Below are 20,851 nucleotides of genomic sequence, written 5' to 3'. Positions count from 1 at the left end.
GCTCAGCGCAACGAGAAAAATTTATTTAATTTCAGGGATTTACGCCGTCTTTCGTGTGCTCCGGCTTAAAAGAATGCGCCGCAAGAGAACCTATGATTCATCTAGGATATTAGCACAAAATTTCAATCGATGCTACGGGTCCGGCGAGCGCGGCGGTTCACAGCCCTAATTGCCTTCGCCCGGCTTATCGCTGAAATATTTTTCCAGCTTGCCTTCCTCGTCGGCGACGTCGTCCGCGCCGGGCAACGGATCGATTTTCTGGGTGATATTCGGCCACTCGGCTGCGTATTTGGTGTTCAGCTCAACCCATTTGTCCGCGCCGTCTTCCGTATCGGGGATAATCGCCTCGGCCGGGCATTCCGGTTCGCACACCCCGCAATCAATGCACTCGTCCGGATGAATCACCAGCATATTTTCGCCCTCATAGAAGCAATCTACAGGGCAGACTTCTACACAATCGGTGTATTTGCACTTGATGCAGGCTTCAGTGACCACGTAAGTCATGGCGCGAGGCTCCTTGAATTCTTATCGCTTTTGGCACTTCTTTACTATCTCGCAGCCGCGACGCAAGCGGGCAGATCACCATAAATTCTGATTTTGCTATTAGGCGCCGTCCTTAAGCCGCGCTTCCACGCGATGGCGCGCCTCGCCGCTTGCCCGGTCGTCTACGTAAATCAGGCCGCATATTCTGCGAACCAGCGTATCCTCAAAGGAGTCGCGATCACCATCAGAGAGTATGATCTCCCAGATTTCTTCGATCAGGCTGATTTTTTCATTGTTCGACATTTCCTTGGCGATTCGCGTGAAACGCTGAATATCGGTGGCGTTTTCCTGAACGCTTTCCGCTTTTGTCCGCAGCGCGGCGGCCCCTTCATCGTTGAGGCCGAATTTGCTTTTCAGCGCGCGATCGATAATGGCGATTTCATGCCGGGCGTAGACCTCGTCGGCGCGCGCCGCTTCGACGAGAAGGGCGGCGAAGGCAAGTTGCAGCGCATCGATTTCCTGCGTCTCCGGCGCTGACGTTTCCTGCCGGAAGCGGTCAAAAAGTTTATCGAGCATGGGGCTCCTTTCTAATCGGCGGATTTCAGCGCCTGTAGCGAGCGGCGGTCTTTTTTTGTGGGTCTGCCGGCGCCTTTTTCACGGGCGAAGGGCTGAACTAGTTTTTCCGGTTTTTGCGGCGGCGGCGGCGAACGATCCTCATAAAGGTTTTGCGCTTCGCGCGCGGGTCCGCGCCGCGCGGCGCACGCCTCTATAACAATTATCCGCAGATGCTCCCGGCGACTGAAGGCGAGCGTATCGCCGGGCCTGATCATCGCGCTCGGTTTATCGACGCGCCATGTCTCGTTACTGCGCGTGAGGCGCACGCCGCCGCTGGCGACAAATTTTGAAGCAAGCGTACGGGTTTTAAAAAAACGGGCGCGCCAAAGCCATTGGTCGATGCGTTGACTTTCCTGCTTGGCGTTCTGCGCCGCGTTTGCAATCGTCATTCCGCTTTCTCGGACTCTTTCGATTTTTGCTTCGCATCGCCGCTGGAAAGTTCGGCTTTCAATCCCGCGAGCACAGCGAAAGGCGAATTGGGGTCCGCCTTTTTCTCGCGCCGGGGCGGCCGGTTCTTGTTCTGATTATTCCTGTTGCGGCCGCGCTGATCTTGTTTGGCGCTGCGGCCTTTGCCTTTCGCATCCCTTGACGGGCCTGTCTTGCCTTTTGCGTCTTTGCGCTGTGGCTTGTGCGCCGGTTTTGGCCGGCGCGGGGCGGGGCGCCAGAGCGCGACTTCGATTTCGTTCGGCTCGGCGGCGGGGGCGCCAATTTCAGGAGTAGGTGCGACTTCAAGCGCATCGCCGCCTTGCGGCGCGCTTGCCGCGGCGGCTGGCTCCTCCGGCGTTGTTTGTCCCGCGCCGGCGGGCGCAGCTGACGGCGGATTGGCTGTATTCTGGGCGCCTGTTTCTTCCACGCCGGCTTGAGGCGCTTCACCCAGCGCCGACGGGTTTGGCGAGACTGACGTTTCCGCCTGAGGCGTGAGTGAGGTTTCCGCCTGCGGCGGGGCAGATTGTGAAGGGGCGGGCGAATTGCCGGCTACAGGAGCGGCGTTGTCTTCGGGTTGCCGCGCATCGGCGCCAGCCGGTGTTTCTGCTTCAGGCTTTTTCGGCTGTTCGTTTTCGCCTGCTTTTTCTTGGTCCGGTTTTTGTTCGATTTTGCGCTTTACGACATTCTTCCTGAACCCGAGCGAGCGCAAGATCGCTTCGAATTCTTCGCCGGAACAGCCGACGAGCGACATCATCTGGGGGGTGGCTTCAAACCCTTCGCGCGGATTGCCTTCATTGCGCGCCGAACGGATAAGGCCCGCCAGGCGTTCAAGCATGTCAATGCGAACCGCGCGAACGCCGGAGGGGCGATAGCCCGTCGCATAATAATACGCATGCGGAAGAGCTTCATTGATTTCAATGGAGACGCGCCCGGCCTGTGGGGCGGGGGTGTCGCCTGGTTTGCGGTCAGTCCATAATGACCATAGCAGGGTCAACAGGGATGCTGGCGCGGGTTTTAAAAGCGCCGGCATATAGAGCGTAAATTCGCCGAAACGCATGCCGATTTTACGAAGTTTGGAGCGCTCCGTCTGATCGATCTGTTTCAGGTCGTCGCCGAATTGCGTTCGTGAAGTTGCGCCGAAATTCTCGACCAGACGATAGGCGACGCCCTTCGTCAGACCCTTCAGCGCATCGTCGCCTTCCGCGTTGGCCGCAGCCTGCAAGGCGACAAGCGGGCCCAGCAGTCCTTCAATTTTCGATGCGATGAAGCCCTTCAGCCTGTCTTCGACCCGCCCGCGCATATTGGGCGTGATGTCGCCGGCGCCGGTGATCAACAGCTCTGGCCGCAACGGCGCGGGGCCTTTTCGCAATTTCGCAACCGGGGCCATGCGCCACCACAGCGTTCCGTCGTCAGCCAGGCGCAATTCATCGCTTTGCGCATTGGCGAGGGCCGCCGCACGGGCCGCAAGCACGGGCCGCAATGCTTTTTCGCCCGCTGCGCGCAAGGATTTCGCTTCCGCGCCGCTGGCGCGCGGGTCCACGATAAATTCGAAACCCAAAAGCCGGCCGACAAATTGGCCTTCCACAATCACTTCTCCGTCGTCGGTAACGCCTGCAAGTAAGGGCGCATCATCTTTCAATCGCTTTAACAATGTCGATGTGCGCCGGTCGACAAATCGTTGAGTTAATTTCTCATGTAACGCATCTGATAAAGAGTCTTCTATCGCGCGGGCGCGCTCTTGCCAATAAGCCGCGCGCTGCAGCCATGCTGAACGATGAGAAAGGTACGTCCATGTGCGCACATGGGCGATGCGCGCAGATAGCGCGTCAATATCGCCGTCGGTGCGGTCAAGTCGCTCAATGCGCGGCTCCAGCCAGTCATCGCCGATGCGTCCTTCGCGCATCAACAGCATGTAAAGTTCGCCAAGAAGCCGCGCGTGCTGGTCGCCGCCGACTTTTCGGAAATCGGGAACCTGGCAAATGTCCCACAATGTCGCCAGCGCCGCGCCGCCTTTCGCCATGTCGCGGATATCGTCGCGCGCCGCCAGACGGGCTAGCGCGTCTTCGTCGTCTTCCCGCCGAGAACGGATAAAAACGTCGCGCGGCGGCGGCCGGTCGAGCGAGCGCAGCAATGCCGGCAGCGACGAAAAATCAATTTTTTCCGAACGCCACATCAAGGCTTTCACAGGATCGAATTCGTGATTTTCTATGGCCTCTACGAGATCTTCATCGAACGACGGACAGTCGGCGGTGACGCCGAAAGTGCCGTCATTCACATGCCTGCCGGCGCGCCCGGCGATCTGCGCCATTTCGGCCGATGTCAGATGACGCGGCCGGCGCCCGTCGAATTTGCGCGATGCTGCGAAAGCCACATGGTCGATATCCATGTTGAGCCCCATGCCGATGGCGTCGGTGGCGATAAGGAAGTCAACTTCGCCCGATTGGTAAAGCTCGGCCTGCGCATTGCGCGTGCGCGGAGAAAGCGCGCCGAGCACAACCGCCGCGCCGCCCCTCTGTCTGCGGATCAATTCCGCCATGGCGTATACCGTATCCGATGAAAACGCGACGATCGCCGACCGGCGGGGCAGGCGTGTCGCCTTTTTCGGTCCGGTATAGGTCAGGCGCGAGAAACGGTCTCTCGCCAGAAACTGGATATTGCCGAACAGGCGCTGAAGGATCGGGCGCATGGTGTGCGAGCCGAGAAACAATGTTTCCGCGCTACCGCGCGCATGCAGGAGCCGCGAGGTGAAAACACGGCCCCGTTCCGGATCGGCGGCGAGCTGAATTTCATCGATGGCGAGAAATTCAACATCGCGTTCAAGCGGCATCGCCTCGACCGTCGCCACCCAATAGCGGGCGTTCGGCGGGATGATTTTTTCTTCGCCGGTGACAAGGGCGACTTCGCGCGGATCGCGCACCTTCAGGATCCTGTCGTAGATCTCCCGGGCGAGCAGCCGGAGGGGCAGGCCGATCATGCCCGATTTGTGCGCGAGCATCCGCTCCAGCGCGTAATGGGTCTTGCCGGTGTTGGTAGGGCCAAGAACGGCGCACACGCGCCCGCCGCCCGCGGGCGAGAAATCGTCAAAAGAGAAGGAAGAAGGCACGTAAAATACTGGCTTTCACAGATCGATCAGCGATTCGATATTTATTCGATCATAGTTTCCCTTGGAAGTTTGCAAATCTCATAGATAATATTAGTTCCTGTTCCCATGTGCGATGTTGACAGATGTTTTAGTATAATTTTTTCCATTTGCGCTTTGTAACCTTCGAATTCGATCTTACGTTTGTCGTGATCTGGCCAGTCAATAATTGTTGCTACGTTGTGAATGATTTGAATGAAGTCTCGGGACAACAGTTTTCCGGCTTTATCAAAATGTTTAGGTAGAAAACAAACTTGCTCAATCGCATCTGTATTTCCGGGAAAGCTAATAAGCAGGGTGATATTGCTATGGTACATCAGCATTAGCGCCAATTGTTTTTGCTCTAGATTCATCAACTTATTATTTGTCTGTACGAAGCGTTTCTTCAACAATGTGCGGATTCTTGTTCAGCATGGCAAGCAAGACCAGGGATGGACCGCTTGGCTTGCGATGGCCTTGTTCCCAGTTTTTAAGCGTGGCCGCCGATACGCCGATACGCTGGGCGAACTTCGCTTGCGACAATTGTGCGCGCGCTCTGATCGCCGCTACGTCAATCTCCTCGGGGATAACCGGCAGATGTTCGGTCAAGGCGATCTTACCGGCGGCATGATCGCGCGCTTGGCGCGCTGCGCTTACCACCCGCTCGCCTAAGGGTCTCCGGCTCATTGTTTTCGCTCCTTCCAGTACCGCTTTATCTCGTTCGCGATTTTGCTCAGTTCGGCTAATTCAGCCTTTGAAAAGTTCGCCCGTTCGCCTTTGCTAAGCATCGCGAAGATGTAGGTCGGGCAGTATTCATTAAGATAGAGAACAAGGATCCTGTATCCGCCGCTTTTCCCACCGCCGCGCCCGGCGATCCGTACTTTGCGTAATCCGCCTGATCCTGCGATGATATCGCCGCTCTCTGGGTTCAATGAGATTTCCGTTATAATTCGCGTCACGTCTTCATCCGGCACTTTCAGATGACGTATATCGGCGCTGAATTCTTCAGTTTCCACGACGGTATGATGCCGGATCATGACACTATATACGCCTCTGACGGATATATGTCAATGACGTATATTGGAATCAGCGATGTATCGCTTGACGCACCGGCGCGGCTCGGCTAACAGACGCCGCTCGATTTCAAGGTTCAACAAGGGCGAGAACGCCGCCGGACGCCGGCGTGGGCCCTGAATATTAAAAAAAGGCTAGACCCATGGCGCGGCGGTGTGATTTGACAGGCGTTGGTCCTGCGACCGGACACAATGTCTCCCACGCGAATAACAAGACAAAGCGGCGTTTTCTGCCGAATTTGTGCAATGTTACGCTGCATTCAGACAAGTTCGGCCAGGGTTTCAAGTTCAAGATCGCCGCCTCAACCCTGCGCACCGTCGACCATATGGGCGGACTGGACGTATTCCTTGCAAAGGCGGATGACGATCAATTGTCGCCAAACGCCTTGAAACTGAAGCGCAAACTGGCGAAAGCTTCCTGATACGGGCCAAGGCGATTCTCAGGTTTTCCGCCTGCCCGCGAGGTAGGGTGAATGGAAGCCGCAGTCGAGCGATATCAGTCTCCTGAAACCGCTGTAGAACGGTTCTCGCGGCAGTCAGCCGCGTTTACGACAGCGCTCGCGCGCATGCTCATGCTGGCGATGATGCTGACGCCGGTATTGCTTGCCGCCATCATTACCGTCGATCTGCCGCTGCATGTATTTGACCGTTTTGCGGGCGACGCGATCGCCGCGCGCCCCTCGAACTGGCTCAGCCGCGGCGGATTTATCATGGCGCTTGCGCCGTTATTGATCATATTGTTCGCACGCAAATATGGCGGCGGCGAAGCCTCGCGCGCCGTCACCGCATCCTGGGGGCTGGCGGCTGTGGCCGTCTTCGCGGAGCTTTCCTATCTGGCGCCGTCACTGGAGGAGGGCGATCTGCCGGGGGTTCGTTTCACCGTCGCCTTCACCGCGAGCGCCATGGCCGCGCAATACATGACGGCCAGCGTTTATGACATTGTGCGCGGCGGCGGGCGGTGGTGGCGTGCGCCGTTATTCGCCGCGCTGTTCGGCTATCTGACTTTCGCGCTTTTATATTTTCCCGGCCTTTACATCGGGACCGGCGCGCCCTGGCTGAACTGGATGGTCGGCGACTTCGCCATCAAGCTTCTTATAGCGCTGGCGTTTTTGCCGGTGTACGGATTATTGCGTCATTCCCTGAAACCCAAGGGCGGTTTTGGCGGACGATAGACAGGAAAAAACCCCGCTGGGTGAGCGGGGTTTTCACCAGAGACTAACCGCTTCGAACGTTTTTCGCCGTCTATCTTGTTTTACGGCGGCTGGCGAAGCCGAGCCCGGCGATTCCTGCGAAAAACAGGGGAAGCGCGGCGGGAATGGGAACTTCATTAATTTCGGCGATCAGAAATTCCGCAGTGTTAGTCCCGTTCGTGTTGAAATTTGCGACAAAATCGAGACGCAGAACAAACGATTCCGCCATGATGGTTCCCAGAAAAACAGAAAGTAGTTGCTGCGTTGACGCGTCGCCGCTGACCATCGGATTGGAGATTTGCGTGATCAGTCCGGTGAAGCTGGTCAACCCGTCAGCGCTGAGGACTTCGATGGATTCGAAAAAGCCGTTGGGATCGTTGGCCCCGGCAAGATCGAGATCTTCGAAGAGAATATCGAGCGAATATGCGCCGCCGGCGTTCAGGCCGTCGAACAACAGATACATTGACAGCGCGCCGCCGCCATTGCCGCTATCCGCCGCAAGACCGAAATCGCCGCTGTCGTCGACGCCGTATACGCCGTCATCGTTTCCAAGCGGAATGAAATAGCGGATCGCGTCGCCGCCGAGCGCCGCGCGAAATTCAGTTTCCCCGACCGCAGAATTATCGCCAGGATCGACGGTAACACCGATGACGCCGGCATGGGCTGCTTGCGTCGCCATAAGAGCGGCGGCGGCGAGCGCGCCAGCCGTTACTTTTGCAATGATATTCATGATGATATTCCCACGTGCTGCACAACTATTCGGCCGTTGCAATTTCCGCACCGCGGGACAGGTTGATGATAGATCAATAATCAGAAGAGACTATTTTTTGCGCAATGAACGTCAAATAGCGCCGCCGCAGCATCCCGTTTGCAACGCAGGCGGATTAATAAAGGTAAAAATCGCGCGCCAGGCGAATATCCTGGTTAATATAATTACAGCGCTTTCGCCGCATCCGCCGCGAAATAGGTGATAATCCCGTTGGCGCCGGCGCGTTTGAACGCCATCAGGGATTCCAGCATGGCGCGCTCGCCGTCCAGCCAGCCATTTTGGGATGCGGCGGTGACCATCGCATATTCGCCGGAGACCTGAAAAACGAATGTCGGCGCGCTAAATTCCTGTTTCACGCGGGCGACGATATCGAGATAAGCGAGGCCCGGCTTTACCATCACGCTGTCTGCGCCTTCGGCGAGATCGAGCGCGACTTCACGCAACGCTTCGTCGGCGTTTGCCGGGTTCATCTGATAGGTGCGCTTGTCGCCCTTCAGAACGCCGGCCGAGCCGATGGCTTCGCGGTAGGGTCCGTAAAAGGCTGAGGCGTATTTGGCCGCATAGGCCATGATCTGCACGTTTTTGAAACCCTCGCTGTCCAGCCCCGTGCGGATGGCGCCAACGCGTCCGTCCATCATGTCCGACGGCGCGATGATGTCGTAGCCGGCGCGCGCCTGCACCACCGACTGGCGGACGAGAATATCGACCGATTCATCGTTTAAAATCTCGCCGTCCTGCATCAGCCCGTCATGGCCGTGATCGGTGTAGGGATCGAGCGCCACATCCGCCATCAGACCGATGTCGGGAACGGCGTCCTTGATCGCTTTGGCTGTGCGGCACATGAGATTATCGGGATTGAGCGCCTCATCGCCGTTTGGCGTGCGGCCGTCCGCATCCGTGTACGGAAAGAGCGCCAGCGCCGGTATCCCTAAGGATTTCGCCTCTTTCGCCGCCTTCACGGCTTCGTCGGTCGATAAGCGATAAACGCCTGGCATCGCCTCAATAGGCTCACGAACATTCTTGCCGTCTTTTAAGATTATCGCCCAGAGAAAGTCATCCGGGGAAACATTTGTTTCAGCATAGAGGCGGCGCGACCAGTCGCTCATGCGCGGACGGCGCAGGCGCAGGGCGGGATAACGGGCGAGGGGCGTTCTGTTCATAATTTGTTATCGAATTGCCTTCTTCGAGCGTGTCCCATTTTTGCCCTCATTAGAATTTGATTTCAAATTGAACAGTCTGACTTAACCCAGCTTTTAGACCTCGTCTGTATATCATGAAACAACTTTAGTTTGAGTGAGTATGACAATGTCGGTAAACGGGGCGATACGCGAAGTGATTGGCGAGGCGGTAAGCACAGTCGAGAAGGACCCGGAGGCGCTTGAGTCCGGATATCTTCAATTATTGCATCTTGTGGAGCGGCTCCACCGCCAGCTTCTGGATGTGATCAAGGACGAGCTGGAGCGGATCGGCCAGACTGACATAAATTCGGTTCAGGCGCTTTTGCTTTACAATATCGGGGACGCCGAACTGACGCCGGGTGAATTGCGCTCCCGAGGGCATTATCTGGGCTCCAATGTTTCCTATAACCTCAAGCAGCTGGTCGAGAAAAACTATATTCGCGACGAGCGCTCGAATACGGACCGCCGGTCAAAGCGCGTCTCATTGACTGAAACGGGCCTTGAAGTGCGTGACGCCATCGCCTCCCTGTTCCAGCGTCAGCTCGCTTCGGTTGAGCAGGTCGGCGGCGTTGATAACGGTCTGATCGAGAATACGAACAAGACGTTACAGCGTCTTGAGCGGTTCTGGGCGGATCAGGTGCGTTTTCGCCTGTAAACACTGTTTTTAAGAACCATTCTCAAAAACACGCTGAGCGCGTCTCATAGTTGAGGCGCGCTTTCTTTTTCCTATATACCGCCCTTGAAGGATGCGGCGTTCGGTCCGCCGCATTCTTTTCAAATAAGGGTGGCGTTTCTTCCCGCGTCTTGATTATGTTTCATAAATCGGATCAGGCGGGGGCGAGATTAAGCCGTAATTTTTGATGGTTGACTACGACAAAGCATTTAAAGCGGCCGTGGACGCGGTCCGCGCGGAAGGACGCTACCGGGTTTTCGCCGATATCGAGCGAATGCGCGGGCGCTTTCCAACAGCGCTTTATCATGGCGGCCATAATGAAAGCGGTCTTGGCGACGCAGACCATCCGCCGCGTGACATTACGGTCTGGTGTTCAAACGACTACCTTGGCATGGGCCAGCACCCGGCGGTGATTGAGGCCATGCAGGACGCTGTCGATCGCGTCGGCGCCGGGGCCGGCGGGACGCGCAATATCGCCGGCACGACACATTATCACGTCAAGCTCGAACGCGCGCTCGCCGACCTTCACGGCAAGGAGGCGGCGCTGCTTTTTACCTCGGGATATGTGTCAAACGAAGCAACGCTGTCGACGCTGGCGCGCATTCTTCCCGATTGCGTCATTATTTCCGACGAACTCAATCATGCGTCGATGATTGAAGGCATTCGCGGCGGGCGCTCGATCAAGCGCATCTGGCGGCACAATGATCTGGATCATCTTGAAGCGCTCTTATCCGAGCTGCCGCTTGAACGTCCCAAAGTCATCGCCTTTGAATCTGTCTATTCAATGGACGGCGATATTTCGCCTTTGAAAGAGATTTGCGATCTCGCAGAAAAATACAACGCGTTCACCTATCTCGACGAAGTTCATGCGGTGGGTCTTTACGGCGCGCGCGGCGGCGGCGTTTCAGAGCGCGAAGGCGTTGCGCATCGCATCGACATCATCGAAGGCACGCTGGGCAAGGCGTTCGGCGTGATGGGCGGATATATTACTGCAAACGCTTCAATCATCGATGCGGTTCGCTCATATGCGTCGGGCTTTATATTTACAACCGCGCTGTCTCCGGTGCTGGTCGCCGGCGCCCTCGCCAGCGTGGAAACGCTGAAAAAATCAAATCATCTGCGTGAATTGCATCAGGAGCGCGCGGCGAAATTGAAATCGCTGCTTGCAGAAGAAGATCTGCCCGTGATGGCGTCAGTCAGCCACATCGTCCCGGTGAAAGTCGGCGATCCGGTGCAATGCAAGCGTGTGACCGATTATCTGCTGGACAAGCATAATATCTACGTTCAGCCGATCAATTATCCAACCGTTCCCAAAGGCACGGAGCGTTTACGGTTAACGCCGACGCCGCTGCACACCGATGAACATATGAATGTACTTCTGGGCGCTCTCGATGACGCCTGGACGGTATTGAAACTGAAACGCGCCGCCTGACTGTAAACCGCTCGCCGCTGCCGGATGAAAGCGCTTCATTGTCAGTCATGGGAGCGTTTTTCAGCGTTTCAAAGCGCTATTCAACAGAAACGCAAACGGACGGCATAACTTGTCAGGCAAGAACGGCTCAAACCTTAAATCGCTCGACGCCAGCGCTGCGCAAGCCAGAACGGCGATGCAAACCGGCGCTTTCGCCGAGGCGTTGCGCATAGCGCTCGCCGTTCTTGATGAGGCGCCTGATAATTTGGCGATGCTTAAAATCGCCTCAATTGCAGCGACGGAATTGCGCGACTGGGGAAATGCGATCCAGGCGGGAGAACAATGGCGCGCAAACGATCCTGCAAATTCACAGGCGATACACATTCTGGCGAATGCGTATTTTGAAAATGGCGATCCAATAAGATCGCGCGATACTTTTCATGCTCTGGTTGAAGCAAATCCACGGTCTGCGGACCATCTGAACATCTATTCGCGTCTTTGTCTGGCGGCGTTCGATTATGAAGGAGCGGCGCAGGCGCTTGAAAAAGCGCAAAGACTGGCGCCGGCTTCTGCTGAAAACCGGTATGCGCTCGGACGCCTAAAACTATTCCTGGGATCGCTCGATGAAGCCGAGGCGCTAAGCGCCGAAGCTATGCGTCTTGATCCGAATTTTTCCATGGCCTACGCGCAATATACAAAGCTGCGCAATGGCGACGTCGCTGACGATATCAAAATGCGAATGGAACGGTTGGGAGCGAGAGGCGAACTGCCGCCGGAGCATCGCGCTTCGCTTTTTTTCGCCCTGGGAGAAATTAATCATTCCCGGCGGAACTACCGGGCGGCGATACGTTCGTTTGATCAAGCCAATGAGATCAGCAGCGGGCTGTTGCGCGCGCAAGGCCTTGCTTACAGCCCGGCGCGTTATGAGAGCCAGCGCGCTCTGGAAGATAAAATTTTCAGCGCGCCGCCGGAAAAATACACGTTCGCGAAAGGCCCGGCGAGACCGGTTTTCGTTGTCGGGATGCCGCGCTCCGGCACGACGCTGGTGGAAAGCGTTCTGGCGGCGCATCCGCAGGTTTACGGCGCCGGCGAATTGAACACGTTGCCGGCAGTCTATAGCAACGTTCTGGCGTGGACGGAGCAAGCGGGCGGCAAAACGCTCGCTGACGCGCCGCATGAAAAACGCCAGGCATGGCGCGATCAATATTTCGCCGGCTATCCCGATTTTGGCGGCGCGCTTTGCGTTGTCGACAAACAGCCGCTGAATTTCAGGGCGCCAGGGCTCATCAGATCGCTTTTTCCAGAAGCCGTTATAATACACATTCGGCGCAATCCGGTGGACACAGGTTTTTCAATCTACCGTAATGATTTCGGGAAAGCATGGCCTTTCGCTGTAGATCTTGAGAGCATTGCGCATTTTTATGGCGAATATGCGCGCGTTTCGGCGCATTGGGAAAAGATTCTGGGATCGGGATTCCCGCTATTTCAATATGAAGATCTTATCGCCGACTTTGAAACGGAGGCGCGCCGGATTGTTGCGCTGTGCGGGTTGAACTGGCGGGCGGAATGTCTTGAATTTCATAAGTACCGGCGCCCGATTGCAACGTTCAGTTCCGCGCAGGTGCGCCAGCCTTTACGCAAATCAGCGCAGCATGCCGAAGATAAATACGGCGACCTACTGGGGCCGCTGATACAAGGCCTGCGGCGCGCCCGCGTCGACCTTGAAACCGGCGCACTCAAACCCTGATAATTCTGGTGTTTTCGGGCTGGCGCCGGTGCTCTCTAATCCCTATGTTCCGGCCCGAATGAACGTTTTGGCTGACATATCAACCATCGACGCGCCGCGCATAGACCTCGGCGTTCCCGCCGGGGCGCGCGTTGTTGTGGCGATGTCCGGCGGCGTCGATTCCTCCGTGACGGCGGCGCTTTGCAAACTTGCAGGTTATGATGTCGTTGGCGTGACCCTTCAGCTCTATGACCATGGCGTTGCTATTCAAAAAAAGGGGGCCTGTTGCGCGGGGCAGGATATTCAGGATGCGCGGCGCGTCTCCGAAGCCATGGGCTTTCCCCATTACGTCCTTGATTATGAAAGCCGGTTCGGCGAAGCGGTGATGGAGGATTTCGCCGACACCTATCTCGCCGGCGCGACGCCGATCCCATGCGTGCGCTGTAACGAGCGGGTAAAATTCAAGGATCTGCTTGAAACGGCGCGTGATCTGGGCGGGGCGGCCATGGCGACCGGGCATTATATTCGCCGGGTCGACGGCCCGAATGGTCCTGAACTGCGCCGGGCCGCAGACGCTGCGAAAGATCAAAGCTATTTTCTGTTCTCGACCAGCAGGGAACAGCTCGACTATCTGCGTTTTCCGCTGGGCGAGTTGCCTAAATCCGAAGTCCGCCGCATCGCAGGCGCTTTGGGTCTTGTGGTCGCCGACAAGCCCGACAGCCAGGACATTTGCTTCGTGCCGGAAGGAAAATACACTTCCGTTGTGGAGCGCCTGCGTCCGGGTGCGGCGGACCCTGGAGAAATCGTTCACGTGGACGGAACGGTGATGGGCCGGCATCCCGGCGTTATTCATTATACGGTCGGACAACGCCGAGGCCTTGGCGTCGCAACGGGCGACCCGCTCTATGTGGTGCGGCTTGAACCCGATTCGCGGCGCGTCATTGTGGGCCCGCGCGATGCGTTGCTGATTTCTCGCGTTTATCTGAAAGACGTCACATGGCTGGGCGACGGCGAAGGCGCCGACGCTGCGCGCGCCGGTGCGCGCGTTGCCGTGAAAGTACGCTCTACACGGCCGCCTGCGCCGGCTTCGCTTGTCTGGGACAGTCAAAGCGCTTCGGGCTGGGCGGTGGATCTGCAAGAGCCGGAAGAAGGGGTCGCGCCCGGTCAGGCTTGTGTTTTTTACTCTCCGGATGCGGCCAATGATCGTGTGCTCGGCGGCGGCTGGATCGCGGGGACGAGGACGGCCGCGTGAATATCCGGCCGCTCAGCGCCATCGACGAGCCGCAATGGCGCACGCTTTGGCGCGGCTATCTCGATTTTTATGAAGTTGAAGCGCTACCCGAAGCGGTGACGCGGCTGACATTCGACCGCCTTTTGAATGATGGCCGGTTTTTCTCTTTTGTCGCCGAGAAGAAAGGGCGGGTTATCGGATTTGTTCATTGCCTCATGCATCCGGTCACATGGTCGGCGAAGAACGCATGCTATCTTGAAGACTTGTTTATAGACCCTGATGCGCGCGGCGGCGGAGCGGCGCGCGCGCTTATTGAACAAGTTTATGATGAAGCCAGAGCGCGGGAATGCGACCAGGTCTATTGGCGCACGCAGGAAGACAACAAGATTGCGCGAAGTTTATATGACAAGGTTGCATCATTAACCGGATTCGTTCACTACCGCGTATCGGTATAGCCTTGCGCGGGAAGTTTGATGGCTAAAAAAAAGTTATATGATTGCCTGAAGTGCTCAGCCTATTGCTGCTCCTATACGCATATTCCAACAAACAAGACCGATATCAAACGTCTCGCCAAATATTTTGAATTATCTCCGGATCAGGCGGAAAAGAAATATACGAAAAAAGGCGACAAGGAAAATCCGCGCGTCTTGCGTCACACCGATGATGAGCATTTCGTGACATCCTGCATGTTTCTCGACAAGGATACGCGCAACTGCACGATCTATGAGGCGCGCCCCAAGATCTGCCGCGAATTTCCGACGCAGAAGCGATGCGGATATTATGAGTTCCTGATATGGGAGCGCGAAGTGCAGGACGATCCAGAATGGGTGGCGACGACAGACTGATTCACCATGGCTGAGCGCGTCGACGCCGTTATTATCGGCGCGGGCGTCATTGGCCTCGCTGTCGGCCGCGCGCTGGCGCTGGCGGGGCGGGAGGTGATCATTCTGGAGAAGAACGCGACCTTCGGCGAAGAAACGTCGTCACGCAACTCCGAAGTCATTCACGCCGGCATTCAATATAAAACTGACGGCGTACGCGCCGCGCTTGCTGTCAAAGGGCGCGATGCGCTCTATAGGTTCTGTGCGGAACATCACGTCAATCACGCGCGCTGCGGCAAGCTGCTGGTGGCGAACGGCGACAGGGAAGTCACCGGGCTGGCGCCGCTGAAAGCGAACGCCGAACAAAACGGCGTTGACGACCTTACCATCATTAGCGGCGCAGAAGCGCGCGCATTGGAGCCTAGCCTTCAATGCGACGCGGCGATTCTGTCGCCCTCATCCGGCATTGTCGATACGCACGGGTTGATGCTCGCGCTCGTGGGCGAAGTTGAAAATCATGGCGGCGTGCTCGCTCTGTCGTCTCCTGTAACCGGCGGGCGTGTGAACGCCGCAGGCCTGGAAATCGATGTCGGCGGCGCCGACCCGGTCACGCTGCAGGCGAGGACGGTTGTGAATTGCGCAGGGCTTTGGGCGGACCGTGTCGCGCACGCCTTTGAAGGCGTTCCCGCACAGTCAATCCCGCAACTGCGATATGGCAAAGGTCAGTATTTCACCTATTCCGGCGCTGCGCCCTTCCAGCGGCTGATTTATCCTCTGCCGTCGCCGGACAGTCAGGGCGTTCATTATACGCGTGATCTCGGCGGGCAGGCGAAACTCGGTCCGGACATTACTTTTATTGATACGAATACAGACTATTCGCTCGATGAGACGCGGCGCGACGCGTTTGCCGCCGCCGCCCGGCGCTTCTGGCCGGATATCGAGGCGGCGAAACTCCAGCCCGGCTACGCAGGCATCCGTCCAAAATTGAAGGGCGCGGGCGAAGAAGGCGATTTTCTCTTTTCCGGCGTAAAAACCCATGGCGTCGCCGGCTATCTCGGCCTTTACGGCGTTGAATCGCCAGGGCTCACCACATGCCTGGCCGTCGCTGACCATGCGGCTGCGCTTATCGCCCATTCCGGCTGAAACGGGTCTTGCGAGGGCGCGCCGGCGCGGCTATAGACCGCCCTCCGGCGCGGGCGAAAATCCGCGCCGGACCCTTTTGGCGGGGTAGCTCAGTTGGTGAGAGCGCAGGATTCATAACCCTGAGGTCGCGAGTTCAAGTCTCGCCCCCGCTACCATGAACCGGAGAGCTTGGCTGCGCTTTGGAGTTTAGCTGAAATCAGATTCTCACCGAATGCGGCCGGGCAGGCGCCTGACAAGGCAATGGCCTTTCGGAAACAGCAATCCCCATTCCCAGCCGATTGGTTGAATCTATGCGTAGTTTGCAGGATTCTGCGCTTGCGAAGGCGTACCATATAAGGATATCTTTATATCATTATATGCCAGCCAGGATCCTGCGCAATGAGCGATATTCGCTACTCTTTTGAGCTGTTCCCGCCGAAAACGCCGGAAATGGAAGCAAAGCTGTGGGACAGCGTCGAGCGTCTTTCGGCGCTGAACCCGGCGTTTGTTTCGGTTACCTATGGCGCGGCGGGCTCAACACGGGAGCGCACGCTGGGCGTCGTGGAGAAGCTGGCGCGTTCAACACAGCTCAAGCCCGCAGGCCATATTACCTGCGTCGGCGCATCGCGCGCGGAAATTGACGAAGTGCTGCAGCGCTATTGGACTGCCGGCGTTCGCCGGATCGTCGCACTGCGCGGCGATGCGCCGGACGGGGCGGGCGCACCCTATACGCCGCGTACGGACGGCTATGGATTTGCATCAGATTTGATCGCGGGCGCGCGTGAAATCGGCGATTTTGATATTTCCGTCGGCTGCTATCCGGAAGTGCATCCTGACGCGCCCGATCTCAAATTCGAGATCGAGAATTTAAAAAGAAAGTTTGACGCCGGCGCGTCCCGCGCGGTCACGCAATTCTTTTTTGAGCCGGATTACTATTTTCGCTTTCTTGATGCAGCGCGCAACGCGGGGATCACGCAGCCGATTGTGCCTGGCGTCATGCTGCAATCAAATTTCAAAGGGCTCGCCCGCATGGCGAAACTATGTAAAACGCATATTCCGGAACGCATTGCGGCGTTATATGACGGGCTTGATGACGACGTGCAGACGCGCGATATGGTCACGGCGCAAGTTGTGGCGGAACTTTGCAACAGGCTTCGCGAGCAAGGCGTCAGGGACTTTCACTTTTATACGATGAACCGCGCCAGTCTTTCTTTAGCGACGTGCAGGCTTCTTGGCGTGGCGCAAGCCGAAGAGGCGGCGTAATGAACCGGCCGGACCGTATTGCTGCGCTGAAAAGCGCCGCCAAAGAACGCATTCTCATTCTCGACGGCGCCTGGGGCGCCATGATTCAGTCAAAAAAACTGAATGAAGAAGACTTTCGGGGCGACCGCTTCGCTTCACATGTTGACGACCTCAAAGGCAACAACGACATTTTGTGCCTGACACGGCCGGATATTGTCCGCGACCTGCTCGATGCGTTTTATGGGGCCGGCGCGGATATCTGCGAGACCAATACATTTTCCGCCACGGTGATTGCGCAGGACGATTACAAGCTGCCTGAAACCGATGTGCGCGATATTAACCTGGAAGGCGCCAAACTCGCCCGCGAAAAAGCCGATGAATGGACAGCGAAAAGTCCGGGCAAGCCGCGTTTCGCCGCCGGTTCAATCGGGCCATTGAACAAAATGCTTTCCATGTCGTCTGATGTAAACGATCCGGGCGCCCGGTCGGTGACGTTCGATCAGGTTTACAACGCCTATAAAACGCAGATTGCCGCGCTTAACGAGGGGGGCGTCGACCTTTATCTTATCGAAACCATCACAGACACGTTGAACTGCAAGGCGGCGCTGAAGGCGATCATGGATCTGGAGGCGGAAGGCCTGGAAAAGCTGCCCGTCTGGATTTCCGGTACGATTACGGACAAGTCAGGCCGAACGCTTTCCGGCCAGACAGTGGAAGCCTTCTGGAATTCCGTGCGACATGTCAAACCTTTCGCGGTCGGATTGAACTGCGCGCTTGGCGCAGCGTTGATGCGCCCGCATATCGCTGAACTCGCCCGCGTCGCCGATACGCTGGTCGCGGCTTATCCGAACGCAGGACTGCCAAACGCCTTTGGCGAATATGACGAAAAGCCGGAGGAAACCGCTGCGATGCTGCGCGACTGGGCGCAATCGGGTCTCGTCAATTTGCTGGGCGGGTGTTGCGGCACGACGCCCGAACATATTTCTGCAATCGCCGAAGCAGCCGAAGGACTGGCGCCGCGTGAAATCCCTGCGCGCAAACGCGTTATGCGCCTTGCCGGCCTTGAACCGTTCGAACTGGCCTAATTAAAGATTATGACCAATCAGACCGCCACATTCGTCAATATCGGCGAGCGCACCAATGTCACCGGTTCAGCTGTATTCAGAAAGATGATTACAGAAGGCCGCTACGCCGATGCGGTGGACGTGGCGCGCCAGCAGGTGGAGAACGGCGCACAGATTATCGACGTCAACATGGATGAAGGGATGCTTGACGGCGTCGCCGCCATGACGACGTTTTTGAACCTTATTGCCGCGGAGCCCGATATTGCGCGCGTGCCGGTCATGATCGATTCCTCGAAATGGGATGTGATCGAAGCGGGCCTGAAATGCGTGCAGGGAAAGGCGGTGGTGAATTCGATTTCGCTGAAGGAAGGCGAAGAACCATTCCTCAAGCAGGCGCGGATTATCCGATCCTACGGCGCGGCGAGCGTGGTCATGGCGTTCGATGAAAAAGGGCAGGCGGAAACAGCGGATGAAAAATTCCGCATTTGCAAACGCGCTTATGACCTCCTGACAAAAAAGGCGGGCTTTCCGCCGGAAGACATTATTTTTGACCCGAATATTTTCGCCGTTGCGACAGGCATAGAAGAGCATAATGACTACGCCAAAGCGTTTATCGAAGCGGTAAAACGTATACGGAAGGAATTACCTGGCTGCCATGTTTCGGGCGGGCTTTCCAATGTGTCATTCTCATTCCGCGGCAATGAGCCGGTGCGCCGGGCCATGCATTCGGTGTTTCTTTTCCACGCCATCAAAGCCGGCATGGACATGGCGATCGTCAATGCCGGTCAGCTCGATATCTATGACGATATTGAACCGGATTTACGCGAGCGTGTTGAAGACGTTATTCTCAACCGCCGCGATGACGGCACGGAACGCCTGCTTGAAATTGCCGAACAATATCGCGGCAAGAAAGGCGAGAGCCGGAAGAAAGATTTAAGCTGGCGCGAGAAGCCGGTGAATGAACGCCTTTCCCACGCGCTTGTGCACGGGATTACCGAATATATCGAAGACGACACCGAAGAGGCGCGCGCCGCAGCCGAACGCCCGCTGCATGTCATCGAAGGACCGTTGATGGACGGGATGAACATCGTCGGCGATCTGTTCGGCGACGGCAAAATGTTTCTGCCGCAGGTCGTGAAATCCGCCCGCGTCATGAAACAGGCGGTGGCGTATTTGCTTCCCTTTATGGAAGATGAAAAGGAACGGATGGGGCTTACCGGCAAGTCCAACGGCAAGATTGTCATGGCGACCGTCAAGGGCGACGTTCACGATATCGGCAAGAATATTGTCGGCGTCGTTCTGCAATGTAACGGTTATGAAGTTGTCGATCTCGGCGTCATGGTTCCGGCGGAAAAGATACTGGAGACCGCGGAGAAAGAAGGCGCCGATATTGTTGGCCTGTCCGGCCTGATTACGCCGTCGCTTGATGAAATGGTGTTCGTCGCTTCGGAGATGCAGCGCAGGAAAATGAATCTGCCGCTGCTCATCGGCGGCGCCACGACATCGCCCGCGCATACGGCGGTGAAAATAGAGCCCGGTTATAATAGCGCGCCGACGCTGCATGTATCAGACGCGAGCCGCGCCGTCGGCGTTGTTTCATCATTATTGTCGGAAACGGAACGCCCGCGCGTCTGGGAAGACACGAAAGCCAAATACGCACGCATCCGTGAATCGCGGGCCGGAGGCGGGCCAAAGGAACGCCTGGATATCGCCAGCGCAAGGGCAAACGCTTTCCAGCCTGACTGGTCCCTTCAAAACGGGGCGCCGCCGTCCTTTACGGGCGCCCACACGATCGACGATGTGGCGCTTGAAGACGTTCTGCCCTTTATCGACTGGACGCCGTTTTTCATGAGCTGGGACCTGAAGGGGCGATATCCGCAGATCCTCAATGATGACAAGCGCGGTGAAGCGGCGCGAGGCTTGTGGGACGATGCCCAGGCCATGCTGAAAAGCCTCGTCGCCGAAAAATGGCTGACGCTGAAAGCCTGCGCAGGCTTCTGGCCTGCCAACGCCGAGGGCGACGATATCATCGTATGGACCGACGACGCGCGTGAACGCGAAAGCGCGCGTTTTCATACGATCCGTCAGCAGATCAAAAAACAGGAAGGGGCGAATTACGCCTTGTCGGATTTCCTGAAGCCGAGGGGCGACGGCGCGGATTGGATCGGGGGCTTTTGCGTAACCGCCGGTCATGGCGAACTGGAAAAGTCGGACGCCTTTAAAAACGCTAATGATGATTATTCCGCGATTATGGTCAAAGCGCTTGCTGACCGCTTTGCCGAAGGATTTGCGGAATATTTGCATCAGCGCGTTCGCCGCGAATTATGGGGCTACGCGCCGGATGAAAATTTCTCCTGCGAAGATCTGATCGCCGAAAAATATGCGGGAATTAGGCCCGCGCCTGGGTATCCCGCGCAGCCTGACCATACGGAAAAGGAAACGCTTTTCCGGCTTCTCGAGGCGCCGCAGCGTGCAGGCGTGGAACTGACGTCAAGTTTCGCCATGACGCCGCCGGCGAGCGTTTCCGGGCTTTATTTTTCTCACCCAGAAAGCAAATATTTTGCGGTTGGCCGCATTGAGAAAGACCAGGTGGAAGACTACGCCCGGCGCAAGGGCTGGGATCTGCGCACGGCCGAGCGCTGGCTTGCCCCTGTTCTGAACTATACGCCCGGCGCTGACTGATTAGCGTTTCATCTCGCCCGCGAATAC

The 20,851-nt window shown here is 57.1% G+C and carries 21 protein-coding genes and 1 tRNA gene; 13 read left to right on the top strand and 9 right to left on the bottom strand.

The window, feature by feature from the left end; genetic code table 11:
* Positions 1-165: 165 nt before the first annotated feature.
* From fdxA to ACQK2Q_RS08310, 7 genes are all read right to left on the bottom strand, one after another.
* On the bottom strand, positions 166-504 hold the full coding sequence (gene fdxA, locus ACQK2Q_RS08340) for a ferredoxin FdxA (RefSeq protein ID WP_425409286.1): 339 nt from the start codon (positions 502-504) through the stop codon (positions 166-168).
* Positions 505-603: 99 nt separating this feature from the next.
* A complete protein-coding gene (locus ACQK2Q_RS08335) occupies positions 604-1,059 on the bottom strand; it encodes a TerB family tellurite resistance protein (RefSeq protein ID WP_425409285.1) in 456 nt (151 codons plus the stop codon).
* A gap of 11 nt (positions 1,060-1,070) precedes the next feature.
* Complete coding sequence (locus ACQK2Q_RS08330) at positions 1,071-1,487, bottom strand: RNA-binding S4 domain-containing protein (RefSeq protein ID WP_425409284.1); 417 nt, start codon at positions 1,485-1,487, stop codon at positions 1,071-1,073.
* Positions 1,484-4,576 (bottom strand): helicase-related protein, encoded by a 3,093-nt coding sequence (locus ACQK2Q_RS08325; protein WP_425409283.1) that lies wholly within the window; start codon positions 4,574-4,576, stop codon positions 1,484-1,486. Before ACQK2Q_RS08325 ends, ACQK2Q_RS08330 begins: the two co-directional genes overlap by 4 nt.
* A gap of 92 nt (positions 4,577-4,668) precedes the next feature.
* A complete protein-coding gene (locus ACQK2Q_RS08320; protein WP_425409282.1) occupies positions 4,669-5,055 on the bottom strand; it encodes a hypothetical protein in 387 nt (128 codons plus the stop codon).
* A complete protein-coding gene (locus ACQK2Q_RS08315) occupies positions 5,024-5,329 on the bottom strand; it encodes a helix-turn-helix domain-containing protein (protein WP_425409281.1) in 306 nt (101 codons plus the stop codon). The genes ACQK2Q_RS08320 and ACQK2Q_RS08315 overlap by 32 nt, the downstream gene beginning before the upstream one ends.
* Entirely contained in the window at positions 5,326-5,679 is a 354-nt protein-coding gene (locus ACQK2Q_RS08310) for a type II toxin-antitoxin system RelE/ParE family toxin (RefSeq protein ID WP_425409280.1), read from the bottom strand. The genes ACQK2Q_RS08315 and ACQK2Q_RS08310 overlap by 4 nt, the downstream gene beginning before the upstream one ends.
* A 179-nt stretch (positions 5,680-5,858) precedes the next feature.
* Here ACQK2Q_RS08310 and rpmB point away from each other — a divergent pair, with 179 nt between their 5' ends.
* Positions 5,859-6,137: a 50S ribosomal protein L28 gene (gene rpmB, locus ACQK2Q_RS08305; protein WP_425409279.1), complete on the top strand. Its 279-nt coding sequence runs from the start codon at positions 5,859-5,861 to the stop codon at positions 6,135-6,137.
* Positions 6,138-6,188: 51 nt separating this feature from the next.
* Positions 6,189-6,887, top strand: coding sequence for a VUT family protein (locus ACQK2Q_RS08300; RefSeq protein ID WP_425409278.1), 699 nt, complete (start codon positions 6,189-6,191; stop codon positions 6,885-6,887).
* Positions 6,888-6,957: 70 nt separating this feature from the next.
* Here the strand turns inward: ACQK2Q_RS08300 and ACQK2Q_RS08295 are convergent, their stop codons facing one another.
* Both ACQK2Q_RS08295 and hemB read right to left on the bottom strand, forming a co-directional pair.
* The gene (locus ACQK2Q_RS08295) at positions 6,958-7,635 is read right to left on the bottom strand and encodes a VPLPA-CTERM sorting domain-containing protein (RefSeq protein ID WP_425409277.1); all 678 of its coding nucleotides are present in this window, start codon (positions 7,633-7,635) and stop codon (positions 6,958-6,960) included.
* Between the two features lie 203 nt (positions 7,636-7,838).
* Positions 7,839-8,834, bottom strand: a complete 996-nt coding sequence (gene hemB, locus ACQK2Q_RS08290; RefSeq protein ID WP_425409276.1) for a porphobilinogen synthase — start codon at positions 8,832-8,834, stop codon at positions 7,839-7,841.
* A gap of 145 nt (positions 8,835-8,979) precedes the next feature.
* Here hemB and ACQK2Q_RS08285 point away from each other — a divergent pair, with 145 nt between their 5' ends.
* The 11 genes from ACQK2Q_RS08285 (at position 8,980) to metH (ending at position 20,824) form a co-directional block, all read left to right on the top strand.
* Entirely contained in the window at positions 8,980-9,507 is a 528-nt protein-coding gene (locus tag ACQK2Q_RS08285; RefSeq protein WP_425409275.1) for a MarR family winged helix-turn-helix transcriptional regulator, read from the top strand.
* A gap of 205 nt (positions 9,508-9,712) precedes the next feature.
* Positions 9,713-10,957: a 5-aminolevulinate synthase gene (hemA, locus tag ACQK2Q_RS08280; protein ID WP_425409274.1), complete on the top strand. Its 1,245-nt coding sequence runs from the start codon at positions 9,713-9,715 to the stop codon at positions 10,955-10,957.
* A 109-nt stretch (positions 10,958-11,066) separates the two neighbouring features.
* On the top strand, positions 11,067-12,683 hold the full coding sequence (locus ACQK2Q_RS08275; protein WP_425409273.1) for a tetratricopeptide repeat-containing sulfotransferase family protein: 1,617 nt from the start codon (positions 11,067-11,069) through the stop codon (positions 12,681-12,683).
* Positions 12,684-12,741: 58 nt separating this feature from the next.
* Positions 12,742-13,914, top strand: a complete 1,173-nt coding sequence (mnmA, locus tag ACQK2Q_RS08270; protein WP_425409272.1) for a tRNA 2-thiouridine(34) synthase MnmA — start codon at positions 12,742-12,744, stop codon at positions 13,912-13,914.
* On the top strand, positions 13,911-14,348 hold the full coding sequence (locus tag ACQK2Q_RS08265) for an N-acetyltransferase family protein (protein ID WP_425409271.1): 438 nt from the start codon (positions 13,911-13,913) through the stop codon (positions 14,346-14,348). The genes mnmA and ACQK2Q_RS08265 overlap by 4 nt, the downstream gene beginning before the upstream one ends.
* 18 nt (positions 14,349-14,366) lie before the next feature.
* Positions 14,367-14,738 carry a YkgJ family cysteine cluster protein gene (locus ACQK2Q_RS08260; RefSeq protein ID WP_425409270.1) on the top strand — a complete coding sequence of 124 codons (372 nt, stop codon included), beginning with the start codon at positions 14,367-14,369 and terminating at the stop codon, positions 14,736-14,738.
* Positions 14,739-14,744: 6 nt separating this feature from the next.
* A complete protein-coding gene (locus ACQK2Q_RS08255; RefSeq protein WP_425409269.1) occupies positions 14,745-15,857 on the top strand; it encodes an NAD(P)/FAD-dependent oxidoreductase in 1,113 nt (370 codons plus the stop codon).
* Positions 15,858-15,935: 78 nt separating this feature from the next.
* Positions 15,936-16,012 (top strand) — tRNA-Met (locus tag ACQK2Q_RS08250).
* A 223-nt stretch (positions 16,013-16,235) separates the two neighbouring features.
* A complete protein-coding gene (gene metF, locus ACQK2Q_RS08245; protein ID WP_425409268.1) occupies positions 16,236-17,099 on the top strand; it encodes a methylenetetrahydrofolate reductase [NAD(P)H] in 864 nt (287 codons plus the stop codon).
* Positions 17,099-18,163: a homocysteine S-methyltransferase family protein gene (locus ACQK2Q_RS08240; protein WP_425409267.1), complete on the top strand. Its 1,065-nt coding sequence runs from the start codon at positions 17,099-17,101 to the stop codon at positions 18,161-18,163. The genes metF and ACQK2Q_RS08240 overlap by 1 nt, the downstream gene beginning before the upstream one ends.
* A gap of 9 nt (positions 18,164-18,172) precedes the next feature.
* Positions 18,173-20,824 (top strand): methionine synthase, encoded by a 2,652-nt coding sequence (gene metH, locus ACQK2Q_RS08235; RefSeq protein ID WP_425409266.1) that lies wholly within the window; start codon positions 18,173-18,175, stop codon positions 20,822-20,824.
* Positions 20,825-20,851: the final 27 nt, after the last annotated feature.

This window comes from Hyphococcus sp. (assembly GCF_965228385.1).
GTDB lineage: Bacteria > Pseudomonadota > Alphaproteobacteria > Caulobacterales > Parvularculaceae > Hyphococcus.
This window is presented reverse-complemented; position numbering and strand designations above follow the sequence as displayed.

Coding starts and splice junctions, on each gene's coding strand:
- ACQK2Q_RS08330 (WP_425409284.1), bottom strand. CDS start 1,487: ATGACGATTGCAAACGCGGCGCAGAACGCCAAGCAGGAAAGTCAACGC.
- ACQK2Q_RS08255 (WP_425409269.1), top strand. CDS start 14,745: ATGGCTGAGCGCGTCGACGCCGTTATTATCGGCGCGGGCGTCATTGGC.
- fdxA (WP_425409286.1), bottom strand. CDS start 504: ATGACTTACGTGGTCACTGAAGCCTGCATCAAGTGCAAATACACCGAT.
- ACQK2Q_RS08315 (WP_425409281.1), bottom strand. CDS start 5,329: ATGAGCCGGAGACCCTTAGGCGAGCGGGTGGTAAGCGCAGCGCGCCAA.
- ACQK2Q_RS08260 (WP_425409270.1), top strand. CDS start 14,367: ATGGCTAAAAAAAAGTTATATGATTGCCTGAAGTGCTCAGCCTATTGC.
- ACQK2Q_RS08285 (WP_425409275.1), top strand. CDS start 8,980: ATGTCGGTAAACGGGGCGATACGCGAAGTGATTGGCGAGGCGGTAAGC.
- ACQK2Q_RS08335 (WP_425409285.1), bottom strand. CDS start 1,059: ATGCTCGATAAACTTTTTGACCGCTTCCGGCAGGAAACGTCAGCGCCG.
- hemB (WP_425409276.1), bottom strand. CDS start 8,834: ATGAACAGAACGCCCCTCGCCCGTTATCCCGCCCTGCGCCTGCGCCGT.
- rpmB (WP_425409279.1), top strand. CDS start 5,859: ATGGCGCGGCGGTGTGATTTGACAGGCGTTGGTCCTGCGACCGGACAC.
- ACQK2Q_RS08310 (WP_425409280.1), bottom strand. CDS start 5,679: ATGATCCGGCATCATACCGTCGTGGAAACTGAAGAATTCAGCGCCGAT.
- ACQK2Q_RS08295 (WP_425409277.1), bottom strand. CDS start 7,635: ATGAATATCATTGCAAAAGTAACGGCTGGCGCGCTCGCCGCCGCCGCT.
- ACQK2Q_RS08240 (WP_425409267.1), top strand. CDS start 17,099: ATGAACCGGCCGGACCGTATTGCTGCGCTGAAAAGCGCCGCCAAAGAA.
- metH (WP_425409266.1), top strand. CDS start 18,173: ATGACCAATCAGACCGCCACATTCGTCAATATCGGCGAGCGCACCAAT.
- ACQK2Q_RS08300 (WP_425409278.1), top strand. CDS start 6,189: ATGGAAGCCGCAGTCGAGCGATATCAGTCTCCTGAAACCGCTGTAGAA.
- mnmA (WP_425409272.1), top strand. CDS start 12,742: ATGAACGTTTTGGCTGACATATCAACCATCGACGCGCCGCGCATAGAC.
- hemA (WP_425409274.1), top strand. CDS start 9,713: ATGGTTGACTACGACAAAGCATTTAAAGCGGCCGTGGACGCGGTCCGC.
- metF (WP_425409268.1), top strand. CDS start 16,236: ATGAGCGATATTCGCTACTCTTTTGAGCTGTTCCCGCCGAAAACGCCG.